This is a genomic window from Terribacillus sp. DMT04 (assembly GCF_019056395.1).
Classification (GTDB): Bacteria; Bacillota; Bacilli; order Bacillales; family Amphibacillaceae; genus Terribacillus; species Terribacillus aidingensis_A.
Genome location: NZ_CP077639.1, coordinates 2,492,601 through 2,507,454 on the forward strand (window position 1 = coordinate 2,492,601; position 14,854 = coordinate 2,507,454).

The window sequence follows — 14,854 nt, forward strand, 5'->3', positions numbered from 1 at the left end:
AATAACGGTTCAGCTTGTTATGTTACAAAAGTGTTACAAAAATGCTTATAATGTGGAACGCAAGTATGCATTGATAAATGGATCCAGCTGTCCGTCCATTACAGCTTGTGTATTTCCAGACTCTACATTCGTTCTGTGATCTTTTACCATTGAATATGGGTGGAACACGTAAGAACGAATTTGACTTCCCCAGCCGATTTCCTTTTGCTCACCACGGATTTCGTTCAGCTCTTGCTGCTGCTTTTCAATTTCAAGCTGATACAGCTTCGCTTTCAGCATCTTCATCGCGTGTTCCCGGTTTTTAATCTGAGAACGCTCAGATTGACACGTTACAACGGTGTTTGTCGGAAGGTGCGTAATCCGAACCGCCGAATCCGTTGTATTGACGTGCTGTCCGCCGGCACCGCTGGAACGATACGTATCAATTTTGAGATCTTCTGTACGGATGTCTACATCAATATCGTCATCAAATTCAGGCATCACATCACAAGAAACGAAGGACGTATGACGTCGGCCTGAGCTGTCGAATGGTGAAATACGGACAAGACGATGCACGCCTTTTTCCGCTTTCAAATATCCATATGCGTTAAGCCCTTTAATCAAGAGCGTTACACTTTTCACGCCAGCTTCCTCACCTGGAAGATAATCTAGTGTTTCTACTTTGAAATCACGCTGTTCTGCCCACCGCGTATACATACGAAGCAGCATGCTCGCCCAGTCTTGGGATTCTGTACCGCCTGCACCTGGATGCAGTTCCAAAATCGCATTGTTTCTATCATACGGTTCGCTCAATAGCATAAGCAGTTCAAATTCATCAACTGATGTGCGCATTGCAACGATTTCTTCCTCTAATTCCGCGCGAAGATCTTCATCTGCTTCTTCCTTTACCAATTCAAGGGAAACTTCCAAGTCTTCATGACGAGAAACGAGTTTTTCATAGCCGTCGACTGTTTCTTTCAAGCCGTTCGACTCATTGATTACTTTTTGCGCTGTCTCTTGATTATCCCAAAATGTTGGGTCCAGCATTAGATCTTCCAGTTCAGCAATACGAGCTTTCTTCTGATCTAAGTCAAAGAGACCCCCTAAAGTCTGTTAGTTGTGTTTCCATCCGGTCAATTTCATTTCTAATTTCTGCTAATTCCATATTCTTCACCTCATTAGTTTCTCTGACAAATCTTATTATACGCTATGACCGCGACAGAACCTGTGCAACAACCAGCACAGGTTCTTCGGCGTCACTGCCCGTGGCAGTTTTTGTATTTCTTGCCGCTGCCGCATGGGCACGGATCATTCCGTCCCACCGTATCAGCTTTCACGGCTGGTGTTTTTTTCTTTTTCTTCTCAGCCTGTGTATCGTCTCCGCTGACAGCTTGCACGCCTTTGGCAACTTGCTCACGCTGCAAGTTATCGCGGATTTCTGCTTTCAGCACATATCGAGTTACTTCTTCTTTAATAGATGTTACCATCTCTTCGAACATGTTGTACCCTTCCAGCTGATATTCACGGAGCGGATCATTTTGACCGTAAGCGCGCAAATGAATACCTTGACGCAGCTGGTCCATCTGATCAATATGATCCATCCATTTCGTATCGACTGTACGAAGCAGAATAACCTTCTCAAATTCACGCATTTGATCTGGCGTCATTTCTTCTTCTTTTTGTTTCAAGTGCGCTTGGATTTTCTCCATGAGCAGTTCTTCGATTTCTTCTTCGTCTTTGTTTTTCAGTTCATCAACCGTCAGCTTGTCCTGCGGTAATAAGTTAGCATGTGTGTATTCTGCTAATGCGTCTAATGCCCATGCTTCCTCCGATTCTTCTGCTGTATGCGCACGTACAACCATATGAACCGTATCTCTCACCATCTCATCAATAATTGCATGAAGATCTTGGCTGTCGATTACTTCGAAACGCTGCTTGTAGATGATCTCACGCTGTTCACGAAGCACATCATCATAAGATAGAACCGTTTTACGAGAATCGAAGTTATTTCCTTCTACTCGTTTCTGAGCAGATTCTACTGCACGAGATACCATCTTGCTCTCAATCGGTGTATCGTCATCCATACCTAGACGGTCCATCATATTGCGCATATTATCTGATCCAAAACGACGCATCAGTTCATCTTCCATTGATAAGTAGAACTGCGTTACACCAGGATCTCCCTGACGACCGGCACGACCGCGCAGCTGGTTATCAATTCGGCGAGACTCATGACGCTCTGTTCCGATAACAGCAAGACCGCCAAGTTCCAGCACACCATCTCCCAGTTTAATATCTGTACCACGACCGGCCATATTGGTTGCAATGGTTACTGCACCTTTTTGTCCAGCGTCCTCGATAATTTCCGCCTCTCGGTGGTGGTTCTTCGCGTTCAAGACATTATGCGGCACACGCGCACGAGTCAGCATTTTGCTAATCAGTTCCGATGTTTCAACTGCTACAGTACCGACAAGCACGGGCTGTCCCGTTTCATGACGCGCCTTGATTTCTTCAACTACCGCACGGAACTTGCCTTCCATCGATTTGAAAATATAGTCCGATTTATCTTGGCGTGTAATTTCTTTATTCGTTGGAATAACAAGCACGTCCATGTTGTAGATATTACGGAACTCTTCTTCCTCTGTTTTCGCTGTACCCGTCATACCAGCAAGCTTATTGTACATACGGAAGTAGTTCTGGAATGTGATGGAAGCGAGTGTCATGCTTTCATTCTGGATCTGCAAGCCTTCCTTCGCCTCAATGGACTGGTGCAAACCATCGCTGTATCGGCGGCCTTTCATCAGACGACCAGTAAAGCTGTCGACGATTACTACTTCGCCTTCTTCTACCACGTAATCCGTATCCCGGTGCATCGTCACATGTGCTTTCAACGCTTGATTAATATGGTGCGTGATGGCAACATTTTTCAAGTCGAATAAGTTTTCAATACCAAAAAACTTCTCTGCTTTGTTGATGCCTTCTTCTGTCAGCAAAACCGATTTCGTTTTAATATCATTCGTATAATCTTCTTCATTTTTCAGCACACGCACAAAGGAGTTCGCCTGTGCGTATAAACTAGCTGACTTCGCTGCTGAACCGGAAATAATTAGCGGTGTACGCGCTTCATCGATTAAGATAGAATCGACCTCATCGACAATCGCAAAATTAAGCGGCCGCTGGACCATCTGGTCTTTATACAGCACCATATTATCACGAAGATAGTCGAATCCTAGTTCATTGTTCGTGCTGTAGGTGATATCCGCTGCATATGCTTCTTGTTTTTGTTCACGCGTCATACCGACACTATTCAGTCCAACAGTCAATCCAAGAAATTCGAATAAAGGACGGTTATTCTCTGCATCACGGCCAGCCAAGTAGTCGTTGACTGTCACGATGTGCACGCCGTCGCTGGATAATGCATTCAAATACGCCGGCAGGGAACTGGCAAGTGTTTTACCTTCCCCTGTCTTCATCTCGGCAATATTCCCATTATGAATAGCAATACCGCCAAGCAGCTGCACGTGGAACGGACGCATGCCAAGCACACGTTCTGCTGCTTCTCTTACTGTTGCAAATGCTTCTGGCAGCAAGTCATCCAATGTTTCGCCTTTTTGGTAGCGATTCTTGAATTCTGTCGTTTTTTCTTTTAATTGTTCATCTGTATATGCTCTATATTCATCCGCTAAACTTTCAATTTGTTCGGCTGTTTTCTGGGCACGGCTGACTTGTTTTTGCGTACCGTCACCAAACACCCGTTTCAGTAGTCCACGCATTATAACGCTCCTCTTTAAATCAAAAAAGTATAGTCCAAAAATAATAATAACACTAGGTTTCACGGTTTACAAGAAAGGGAAATCGACCCATCTGCAAAATAAAAAAATCAGCGACACCCAGTCCCGGGAGCGTCGCCTTCATTTAAGGAGTAATGATGAATATAAGCAGTACTTGTAATCCTTGACATCGCTACATCTCCGCTTGAATCCACCGTTATGGGAATGCGCAGCCTCAAGAGGGAAAGGCTGCGGCATTCAGGTGGAGTCTTGCGGGGGAAAAGGAAGACTGTCCCTCAGAAGACACGTGATCTGGAGGACAAATCACGCTGCATTTGTTCGATGCACCAGCGCTCAAGCTGCTGCTGCTTCCATTGAAGTTCCGCGAGTCTTCGATTGGTCGCCGCAATTATCTCAAGCAGCTGTGTGATCGTCTGCTCATGCTGTGTGAGTTGTGGATGAGAGACTCGGTCGACAGCATAATCTGAATGTCTGATGGTCAGTACCTCCTTTGTTGTAGCTAACTTATTTATACCATCTGTGTTTCCAAACGAAAAACAGCCGTTTTACGAAAACGATGAAAGCTTTTCTCCAGAAAATACGTAAATTCGGCACTATCCGACAGATTTCATCTCAATTTTCAAGCAATATTGAGATATTCATCCTCCGTTTTCGTAAAACGAGTTAAATTTTTGTTGGCTTATGAAAAAAGACAGACGCATATGCGTCTGCCCCTTCTATATGTTTTCATTAACTAGGCTCAATCAGCCCATATCTTCCATCTTTTCGTTTATAGACGACATTTGTATCGTTCGTCGCCGAGTTTGTGTAAACGAAGAAGCTATGACCCAGCATATCCATCTGTAAAATTGCTTCTTCTGAATCCATTGGTTTCAAGTCAAAACGCTTGTTTCGTACAATTTCGAATGAGCTATCATCAGCTTCCTCATCCGGCTCCGTCGTCACAACGGCATTCGTTGCACTCACAGCACCTTCATTTTCCATCTCAGCAAATGCATGCTTCGGTGCAGAGCCATTCTGCCGGGACCGGCGGTTCACTCTCGTCTTATGCTTTCTGATTTGACGCTCCAGCTTCGTCACAACCAAATCAATTGCAGCATACAGATCAACATGATTATCCTCAGCCCGTAAGAGCAAGTTCTTCATTGGAATCGTCACTTCAATCTTCGACTCATTGTTGTGCACACTCAAGTTCACGTGAACCTCGGAATTGACCGGGGAATCAAAATATCTCTCCAGCTTGCCAACCTTTTTCTCAATGTAGTCTTTGATTGCCTGTGTTGCCTCGACATTCTCGCCACGAATATTGTACTTCATAACAAGTGTCCTCCTTTCATCCTTATGAGGATACTTTCTACATTCCCTTTACAATTCCTTCATAAACCAAGAAAGTAATCAGAAAAATAAGAAATATAGTCGAATACCGTCACAAGTTGGACAAGGAAACTTTACATGAGAAAACGCCCGGACGTAGTCCGAGCGCGCTTATTTGCGTTTATCTAAAAATCTTCCATCAAGTGTCTGCATGCTCGCGTACGGATTGATATACTTCTTGCCTGATTGTTTCTGCTTTTTAATCGTCCGCATATCAATTTTAAGCTGTTCAAAAATCTGCTCAACTTGAGAGCTGATTCGCTCATTCAGAGGCAGCAACGCTTTGCCCAGTTTCTCTTCTTCTGGAGAGAAAGGCGCCTGCAGCCCCTCCATTTGCTGAGAGCGAACTTCCATCAGCTTTGTTAAGGATTGCACAACCTCTTCTCGATTTTCCGCCGTTACCTGCTGCGAAACGAGCGTATCGAGCTGGAGCGTCGTATCATACAATGCCTGTACACGGTTCATCAGACGCTGGCTCCATTTCCAAACTGCTGCTGACGAGTTTGTTTTACAACTTCTTTCCATGTGTCGCGGAAATCCGTAACAAACTCTAAGGCCGTGCTTAGAGCCTGCTCATCATTGTTTGTATTTGCTTGGATCAGCTGCTGGTTGATAAAATCATATAAAGGCATAATCTCTTTAGAAATGGGCACCTCTTGATCCAGCGTAATCATTAACTCACGAATGATGTTTTGCGCCTTTTGGATGTTCGTGTTTTTTGATTCGATATCTTGCTTTTGCATCGCTTGTTGAGCAAATTTAATGAATTTGATACAGCCGTTATACAGCATGAGCGTGAGCTCTCCAGGGGAAGCAGTTTGCACGGAATTCTGCTGATATGCTTGGTAATTTTGTACGGACATTTGTATTACTCCTTTAGCGCTTATCCACTAAATTGTGAAGTCAGATAAGCGGATTGTTGGTTCATTTGGCTGATAGCTTGCTCCATGGCTGAGAATTGGCGCCAGTAACGATCCTCTGTTTGTGTTAAATAGTCTTGAAAGTCGTCGATACGGTCCTGAACATCATTTAGTTGCTTACCTAGAGTAAACTGTTCATTGGTGTATGTTGATTTACCGGCCTTTTCATAGATATTATCCATTGTTGCACTCAATGTATCTTCTATTCTATTTACAATCCCTCTACCGGCACCTTCTACATCATTAGAGAAGAGCTTATAGACTCCCTCTGGATTTTCTCTTAGGCTTTTTTTGAGATCTTCCTCATCGATAATAAGTTTACCATGTTCTAAATAATCGTTAGAGGTGTTAATACCAATCTGGGACAGGTGTGTATAATCGCCTCCATTTTCTATATTGTTGTACCAAGCAGATCGCAAAGAGTATAGACTGTTTTGTAATACGGAATCACCTTTCAGCAAACCACTCTTAGCTTTCTCATTCCATAGTTTGATTTCGTCTTCTGACATTTCTTTTTTCTGGTCATCAGTCAGTGGTGGATAGTCACGATATCGCTTTTCATCAAGCTTACCGTTAACATCCTCAATTATCTTATTGTAGGAATCGACAAACGCTTTAATTTTCTCAAAGGCAGCGTCGACATCATTTTCAACTTTCACTTTCACAGGGTTTGTGGTTTCTGCCGTAAAGTTGAATGTAACACCGCCCAAGGTATAGTTGTTACTGTGTGAAGTGATTTTTAATGCTCCATTGTATGTGAATTCGGCATTTTTCCCTGGTGTTTCCTCTGTAGCATCTAATTGTAAAAACTTAGTTAGGAAATTATTTTCAAACTTGATTTCTGGTCCGTTTACTTCGGGGTTAAAATCACCCGTATCCTTCTTCTCTAATATAACTTTTCGTGATTCTCCATCATAAAATGCTCTTACACCTGCATCAGAATCGGTTATTTTTTTTAGAATATCATTTAGACTGTCACTTTTTTCAAATGTGATTTGATGTGGAGGATCCTGTTCAATTCCATCTTCGTTAAAGGTTGTAAACGAAAACGTTAAGTCATCGTTTGTAATTTCAGCAGTGTTTGTAAACTCTTGTCCTTCAATAGGGGCATCCGGATCAAAATCTGCACTAGCAATCGGTTGTAGACTGTAGTTTATTGCAGCAGTTGCCACCTTTTCAACACTAATAGAGTAGGTTCCATTCGCACTACTAGAAGAGGCAGTCGCAGTCACTCCAGAGCCAGTAATGGAAGTTGACTTATTATTATAAGTAGTCGATAATTTCATATCTAAGATACTATCGTCCAGCTTTGATAAAGACGTATTGATCTCCCGATAAGAATCTTGCTGCCAATTCAATTTTGTTTCTTCCTGCTCCATCTTATATAACTTCTGTCTTTCAGCATTCATCAGCTGTTCCACCAGAGAGTCTGTATCCATTCCAGATGCAAGTCCTCCGACACGCATCGAATTGCTGCCTGATATACTATCTACCATTTTATCACCTGCTCCTTATATCTTCTCGTCAACGAGTAGTCCCATGAATTCTGCCATTTTTGCATAAGCATCTAATAATTGCTTTGGCGGGATTTCTTTTATAACTTCCTGGGTTTCGGAATCTATCACGGCCACATAATATTCTTTTAGCTTTTCATGCATTTCGAACTTTAAATTGGTGTGGGTCGGTTCCAGAAACGTATTCATTGTATCGATTTTCTTTTCTATTTCCGTTTTGTCGTAATCACTATACGGGTTGCTTGCTTCTTTTACAGTGTCCTGTTTATGTACGTTTTCTGCTGCTGTGGGATGATCGGTTCCCGACGGTTGTAAAACATGTTGTGAAGCAGAAGGTAATTTCTCTATCATTACAAGCCAGCTCCTTGCACATGCATTTCTTTTTATATCGGCAAATTGAAGAAGAAGTGTAGATAGGAAAGCAAAAAATCGAATAAAAAAACAGGCACAGCAATCTGTACCTGTTTATAACCATTAATTAAATACAATACCACCATCGATAAGGACAGACTGACCTGTCATATAGCCAGCGTCATCAGAAGCTAGATAAGAAACGAACTTCGCAACATCTTCAGGTTCCTCGCTGCGGCCAAGTGCAATGTCACCCGTGAATTTCTCGAATGCTTGTCCTTTTTCCAGTCCCATGTAATCGACCATCTTATCATCAATTCGTTCCCACATGCTTGTGCCTACAACACCTGGGCAATAGGCGTTCACGGTAATCTTATCTTGTGCTAACTCTTGCGAGGCTACTTGGGTTAACCCGCGGATGGCGAATTTTGTCGCCGAATACGCGCCTAGCAGACTGAAACCTTTATGCCCAGCTATGGAGCAAGCATTGATAATCTTCCCGCCGCCTTGTTTTTTCATCTGTTCTGCTGCTGCCTGTATACCGAATACCGTACCGTTTACGTTAATAGCGAAAATTTTATTCAAGTCCTCTTCGGTTACTTCAAGAAGTGGTGCTACTTGGTCAGTACCAGCATTATTGACGAATACATCAACCGATCCGTAAGCCTCTGTTGCTTGCTCAACAAGCTGAAACATCTCATCACGCCTGCTGACGTTCGCCGGAATACTTGTTGCTTCAATGCCTTTATCCTTTAATTCTTGTGCTGTTTCAGATGCTTTGTCTTCTTGTAAATCACTGATGACAATGTTGTACCCATCATTGCCAAGACGCATTGCGATCGCTTTACCGATACCTTGTGCTGAACCTGTAATTACTGCTGTTTTTGCCACTTTCATCAGCTCCTTTTCAAGTAGTCACTCATTTTTTTCCACTAGGAGCAAAGGATGAAACGAAAAACTGAAAGCAGTTGCAAGTTAATTAATTGAAATCTGGCTGCTTGTTCGGATTGCTTGCGTTAATGTTGCTGTTGTTTTGGCATTAAAAGTTACACCTAGCTGTACTGCTGTTTGGGCAATTTCCGGGCGCATACCGGAGATGACTGTTTCGACACCAATCAGTTTTAGTGCATCAACTAAATAAAAAATCTGCTGTGCAACCATTGTATCAATAATAATAACGCCAGAAAGATCGATAAATAATAAATCCACATCCATCTCGGTACATTCACGAAGTGAGTTTTCTAAAATAAGCTTTGCACGGTTTGTATCAATATCCCCAACTAATGGCAATAAAGCTGTCGTATCATTCAATAAGATAATTGGCGAGCTAAGTTCATTAATCATTTCCTGCTGCGCCTTTAGCTTTTGATTGGAGTAATAATGCGTTTCCTCGGTAAATTTCAGAATCACCTCGTCAAATGCTTTAATAATAACACGATTCCACAGCTCAAACGTATCCTGTGTGGTTGTTTCTTTATGTAGGTCATAAAACTCCCGAATTAAATCCAAATGCTGCCCGCGTGTCACCATAAACTCACGGATAATCTCATGAATAGGCGTATTCAAATGATTTTCATCCCGCGCAGTGTCCATAATCCACGCTTGGAAATTCTTTTCAAACGTCCCTTTGTCTTCAATAAAGATGCGGAAAAAATGAAGATGAAATTCGTAGTTTTGTTGTTTGAGGTGCTTAATGGTCTCCATATCTGTAGCAGCATAGACACCAGAGCTGCTTGACTTATCCAACTGTTCATACCATTTCTCATTAAGCTCTTTCGCTTTTTGCTCTAAAAACACATATAAGTCTTTATTCCTATGCATAGTTCTGTTCCTCCTGGCATTCATTTAGCAACTAACACTTCATTAAATATAAATAAATTCAGTAAGTTTGTAAATTTATAACTAGTTTTTGGAAAAAGTCTATTTCTCACGCACTAGGCATAATAGACTTCTGTCTATACCCGTTATCGCTATGGCTAAACCTCTTTTTTATCGAATTTAAAAATTGATTCACCTTACATAACAACAGTTCTACTCTGGATTTAATGTGGGCTTGTGCTGAATTCAACGATCTTGCAGTTGACTGGCTATCTTGTTAATCAAGTAAGTATACCTGCCTATACCAAAAAGCATTTTCAGTGATTGATGCTAATGCATTTTAAAACGCTTTCCTTATAATAAGTCACCCAGATAAGCTAGCAATAGTCTAAAGATTTAACACTAACGGAAAAATATTAGTATATATACAAAAAGGAATATGAACACATAAAAAATAAGTTCATACTCCTTATAAGTTTTAACTGCACAAGCACTAGTTCAATACCTTTACTGTTATATAGTCAAATTTTTAAGCAAGTAATCACAGTAATAAAAATCATTTAAATCGTCTATATCAACTGACCTTTCTTTCGGCATCACATAAGCCACGGTATCATTTTGAATAAATGATTTATGTTCGATTAAGGACTTACTTACAACAACATATACTGCTCCGTTCAATACATATGTTGTTTCAGCTTTTTGACGTTGGTACGGAAAATATTCATTGTTAAATAGATTAGTCAGTCTGCTATCATTATTCATTTTGTATATCCATTGAAACGGTGTACTATTTTCAACAACTGAAATACACGATGTAGCATTATTGGTAATACATAATTTTATAGCATTATCTATATCTTCTGACCGTCTTAGAGGAGACGTTGGCTGCAATAAAACAACGTACTCGTAGTCTTTGAAGTTTTCGAGTGCATGCAGAATTGGATCTATTCCAGGTGTATCATCTTGAGCCAAATTCGTCGGTCTTTTAAATGGAACTTCAGCCCCAAATTTTTTTGAGATATCCATGATTTCCTCATCGTCTGACGATACTATCACCTTATCAAGAAAGGCAGATCTTCTAGCAGATTCAATTGTCCAGGTGATCAATGGCTTTCCATTGAGAAGTTTTATATTCTTTTTCTTTATTCCCTTTGATCCTCCTCTTGCAGGGATTATACCTAGAACTTTTTTTCCGTTAATCAACCAAATACCCCCATATACTCTGAATTTGCTCTTTCAAAATCATTCATTCTCCCAATGTCCATCCAGTACTCACGAATAGGAAAAACACTTGTTGGAAGCTGACGTTCCATTAACTCCTCAAATAAGGATGGCATATCAAGATACGCTCCATTAGGAATTAAATCTAAAACTTCGGGGTTTATTAAATAAATACCAGCGTTCACAAAATAGCTTTCTGTTGGTTTTTCTACTATTGATCGCAAAGCTGTACCTTCCGTTTTCACGACACCATAAGGTATGTTGTATTGAATTTCTCTAACGCACATAGTTGCTACAGAGTTATTTTCATTATGAAAATCTAACAGCTGCTGATAGTTTACCTTAGTTAGAATATCTCCGTTCATAACAAAGAAAGGTTCTGCAGGTCTCTTATTAACTAGAGACAGTGCTCCTGCTGTTCCCAATTTCTGATTCTCTTCAAGATAATCTATAGCAACGCCCCAGTTGGTTCCATCGCCGAAATGAGACTTGATTAGTTCCTTTTTATAATTTACAGAATAATAAAATTGCCGGAAACCATAATCGATAAAGCTCTCTAAAATAGTCTGCAGAATCGGTTTATTTCCTACAGTGAGCATTGGTTTTGGTATACTTTCAGTTAAAGGACGAAGGCGTGTTCCTAAACCACCAGCCATAATAACTACCTTATTGCTCAAAACTGATTGATTTGTATAAGCATCCGATACATATAGATCCGTTACTTGTTCAAATTTATTCAACACAGGTATGTAACGTACACTGTTTTCCTTGAATAGCTTTCTGATAGCTGACCTTCTATGTTCTTGGGTTATTGTGATCGGATTTCTATTCATAATCTTGCTCGTTGATTCTTCCAAGGACAGTCCTTTTAAGATCCCTCTGCGTATATCCCCGTCTGTAATTGTCCCTAAAAGTTTTAACTTCTCATCCGTTACTATAGCAAATTGCGAAGAGTTTTGATCAATAATCTTCATTGTTTCAAAGATAGAGGTCGAAGCAGTTACTACCAATCTTCCCCAATTCTTCATCTACTCACTTCCTTAGCTGGTGTTCCAAACACTTTACTATGTGCTGAGATATCATTTAAAACTAATGACCCTGCACCAATCAGTACATTGTTTCCTACTTTTACATTTTGTACAATTGTTGATCCAGTGCCTATATGTGTTCCGTCACCCACTTGAACACTTCCAGAAATCACACTTCCAGGCGCAACGTGAATGTGTTTCCCTAACTCACAGTCATGGTCGACACTGGATAAAGTATTTACAATAGTATTATCGTCAACTTTCGCAAAAGGTTGAATAACTACTCCTGCCAATATTTGTACTCCATTCCCTAAGACTGCAGAATCTGCAACAATTGCTCTTGGATGAATTAAAGTTAAGAATTCAAAGTTTTTTGTTCGAAAAAAATTATATACATCTTTTCGGACACTTGTATTTGAAACAGAACCGATAGCATTAACTAATTTTATATCGGTAGGAGAATAATTTAAAAGTTCTCTATCATCTCCTAAATATGGAATGTTATATATATTCCTCTCGTTGACTGGTGCAGTAAATCCTAAGATTTTCGTATTTTGCTGGAGAAGAATTTCCGTCAATACTCTTGAATGGCCGCCATTCCCAATAATTACAACAGCTCTCTTACTCATTGATGAATTACCTCATCCTCTTCGTAATTATCATTAGAGACATTACCTATATAGTCCCAATAATAATAGGGAGATACACCCGTTCCAGGACGTTTAACTGTAAGATTTTCAGTCGTAAAAATTTCGCCTTTCTTGATTTGCTTAGATGCCACTAAACTCTTTCTTACAATATCCTTATTTTTAACTTCAACCTGAGTTGGTTTTTTCTCACCCTTACCTAATGCTTTTTCAATCAATCGGATAGACTGAATCATTTCCTTTAATTCATTCGGTTCTAACGATGCTTTATGGTCTGGTCCCGGCAATGTCTTATTTAAAGTGAAATGTTTTTCAATAATTTGAGCCCCTTTTGCAGCTGCTGCTACAGGAATTTCTATACCTTTTGAATGATCAGACAATCCTACATTTACATGGAACTCTTTCTTAATACTGTCCATTGCATTTAAATTGATATCTTCTGGTGGAGTAGGGTACTCAGATGTACAGTGCAGAATGTGCACATTATCAGATAATAATAACTTTGCTTCAGCTGTATTGTAAAAGTGAGTAACATTCGAAAAGTTCACCTGCTCTTTTTGAGCATATCCATACGCTAAAAATGCCAACGCCTGATGAATTTCTTCCATACTTGCCATACCGGTTGATACAATCGTTTTGACATTGTATTTAGCGATACGATGCAAATAAGGAGCATTTGTTATCTCTCCAGAAGGGATTTTAATCAACTTGACTTCCAAATCCTTAATTAAAAAATCTACACTATCGAAATCGAATGGTGTAGATAAGAATAGTATTCTTTTTTCTTCGCAGTAATTCTTCAGTTGTCTAAAATTCTCATAACTCAATTCAAGTCTTTTTAACATATCGAATTGAGAAGAAGCAGCACCTATATTTTTCACTTGGTAATCAGCTTGTTTTGCCGTACGGGTAACTAATTTCTCAGTCTTGAAAGTCTGAAACTTAATCGCATCTGCCCCTGCATCAACTGCAGCATCAATTAACTTATATGCTAAGTCTAGTGAGCCATTATGATTAACACCAGCCTCAGCAATTATAAAGGTTTTTATCATTTAATATCTCTCCGTCATAGAATTCTTTACCTGGCGAATTGATTTCCAGATTTCTTAAAACATCTACTATCTTTTTAGAAGTACTTCCATCTCCAAATATCTCATGTGATTTTTCAATTTCAAAATCATAGTTTAATGATTTATCTATTGCTCTGCGAATGCTTGCAGTATCAGCAAGACTATCAATCACACACACTGGCCTCGCTCTGCCTTTTTGTCTATTGCCAATATTAACTGCCGGGGTTTTTAAATAGGGGGCTTCAATTAGCGCGCTGGAAGAATTCCCGATAACAACACTTGCATGTTTAAGTAAACTTAAATAACGCATCTGTCCTAAAGAAGAGAAAAGTTTTCGCTTTATTGGATCTCCACTTACAAATCCTGAAATTAGATTGTTAATTTTTCGACCATGATCGTCAGCATTTGCTTTTGTAAATATCATGGTTATATCTTTATAGTCATCCAAGGCATCCAGTAGCTCTTTTGTCCCCTCTATTGGATCCTGCGCTAATGTTGTAGGATGATGAGTGATTAAAAAAATTGGTCTGTCTAGAGAGACATTCAGTGATACTTCTAAATCCTTTTTGTTCATTAAATTCAGCTTCTTTATACTCTCTATTCCAGGTGCTCCTACGTTATAAACTCTATCCGGATATTCACCTAATTGGATAACTCTTCTTCTGTGTTCTTCTGTAGAAGTAAAATGCAAGTAACTCATTTTCGTAATAGCATGTCTAATAGAATCGTCATATGCTCCAAACGTCTTTTCTCCACCGTGAATATGTGCAATTGGAATTTTCAGAAGCAAGGCTGTTTGGGTCACTGATAACAATTCAAATCTATCACCTAAAATCACAATCAAATCAGGGTTTAGCCGAGCTAAGGCATCTGCAAATCCAATGGTACCCAATCCGACAGACTTCGCTATAGCAACCTCAGAATCAGACGATAATAACATTTCTATTTTCTCATTAATAGTATATCCATCTCCTTCAATTTGTCTGTATGTAGAACCAAATTCGGGTGATAGATGTGTTCCAGTAGCGATAATTTGCAACTCTAAATCCGTATCCTGCTGTATTTCTTTCATGAGCCAATATAATAAACCATACTCTGCTCTGGTTCCTGTAACTATACAAATTTTTCTTTTTGACAT

Annotated in this window: 14 protein-coding genes; all 14 read right to left on the reverse strand. The window is 40.0% G+C overall.

The genetic code is table 11. The features are described 5' to 3' along the window. Positions 1-45 precede the first annotated feature (45 nt). The 14 genes from prfB to neuC all read right to left on the reverse strand — a co-directional run bounded on the left by prfB (position 46) and on the right by neuC (position 14,854). A protein-coding gene (gene prfB / locus KS242_RS13170) for a peptide chain release factor 2 (protein WP_371747547.1) occupies positions 46-1,144 on the reverse strand; the annotation gives its coding sequence in 2 pieces (ribosomal slippage) (positions 46-1,071 and positions 1,073-1,144; 1,098 coding nt in all). A 91-nt stretch (positions 1,145-1,235) separates the two neighbouring features. Further along, positions 1,236-3,752, reverse strand: a complete 2,517-nt coding sequence (gene secA, locus KS242_RS13175; RefSeq protein ID WP_217321749.1) for a preprotein translocase subunit SecA — start codon at positions 3,750-3,752, stop codon at positions 1,236-1,238. Positions 3,753-4,499: 747 nt separating this feature from the next. Next, positions 4,500-5,087: a ribosome hibernation-promoting factor, HPF/YfiA family gene (hpf, locus tag KS242_RS13180; RefSeq protein WP_217321750.1), complete on the reverse strand. Its 588-nt coding sequence runs from the start codon at positions 5,085-5,087 to the stop codon at positions 4,500-4,502. A 168-nt stretch (positions 5,088-5,255) separates the two neighbouring features. Next, a complete protein-coding gene (locus KS242_RS13185) occupies positions 5,256-5,609 on the reverse strand; it encodes a flagellar protein FliT (protein ID WP_217321751.1) in 354 nt (117 codons plus the stop codon). Beyond that, positions 5,609-6,007, reverse strand: coding sequence for a flagellar export chaperone FliS (gene fliS, locus KS242_RS13190; RefSeq protein WP_217321752.1), 399 nt, complete (start codon positions 6,005-6,007; stop codon positions 5,609-5,611). The genes KS242_RS13185 and fliS overlap by 1 nt, the downstream gene beginning before the upstream one ends. A 20-nt stretch (positions 6,008-6,027) precedes the next feature. Next, complete coding sequence (locus KS242_RS13195; RefSeq protein ID WP_254391708.1) at positions 6,028-7,560, reverse strand: flagellar hook-associated protein 2; 1,533 nt, start codon at positions 7,558-7,560, stop codon at positions 6,028-6,030. Between the two features lie 15 nt (positions 7,561-7,575). Next, the gene (gene flaG / locus KS242_RS13200) at positions 7,576-7,929 is read right to left on the reverse strand and encodes a flagellar protein FlaG (RefSeq protein ID WP_217321753.1); all 354 of its coding nucleotides are present in this window, start codon (positions 7,927-7,929) and stop codon (positions 7,576-7,578) included. 123 nt (positions 7,930-8,052) lie between these two features. Then, positions 8,053-8,820, reverse strand: a complete 768-nt coding sequence (locus KS242_RS13205; protein ID WP_217321754.1) for an acetoin reductase — start codon at positions 8,818-8,820, stop codon at positions 8,053-8,055. Between the two features lie 84 nt (positions 8,821-8,904). Next, complete coding sequence (locus KS242_RS13210) at positions 8,905-9,750, reverse strand: STAS domain-containing protein (RefSeq protein WP_217321755.1); 846 nt, start codon at positions 9,748-9,750, stop codon at positions 8,905-8,907. Positions 9,751-10,260: 510 nt separating this feature from the next. Continuing rightward, positions 10,261-10,953: an acylneuraminate cytidylyltransferase family protein gene (locus KS242_RS13215; RefSeq protein ID WP_217321756.1), complete on the reverse strand. Its 693-nt coding sequence runs from the start codon at positions 10,951-10,953 to the stop codon at positions 10,261-10,263. After that, on the reverse strand, positions 10,950-11,999 hold the full coding sequence (locus KS242_RS13220; RefSeq protein WP_217321757.1) for a nucleotidyltransferase family protein: 1,050 nt from the start codon (positions 11,997-11,999) through the stop codon (positions 10,950-10,952). Before KS242_RS13220 ends, KS242_RS13215 begins: the two co-directional genes overlap by 4 nt. Further along, positions 11,996-12,628 (reverse strand): acetyltransferase, encoded by a 633-nt coding sequence (locus KS242_RS13225; protein WP_217321758.1) that lies wholly within the window; start codon positions 12,626-12,628, stop codon positions 11,996-11,998. Before KS242_RS13225 ends, KS242_RS13220 begins: the two co-directional genes overlap by 4 nt. Then, positions 12,625-13,698: an N-acetylneuraminate synthase gene (neuB, locus tag KS242_RS13230; RefSeq protein ID WP_217321759.1), complete on the reverse strand. Its 1,074-nt coding sequence runs from the start codon at positions 13,696-13,698 to the stop codon at positions 12,625-12,627. Before neuB ends, KS242_RS13225 begins: the two co-directional genes overlap by 4 nt. Next, the gene (neuC, locus tag KS242_RS13235; RefSeq protein WP_217321760.1) at positions 13,673-14,854 is read right to left on the reverse strand and encodes a UDP-N-acetylglucosamine 2-epimerase; all 1,182 of its coding nucleotides are present in this window, start codon (positions 14,852-14,854) and stop codon (positions 13,673-13,675) included. Before neuC ends, neuB begins: the two co-directional genes overlap by 26 nt.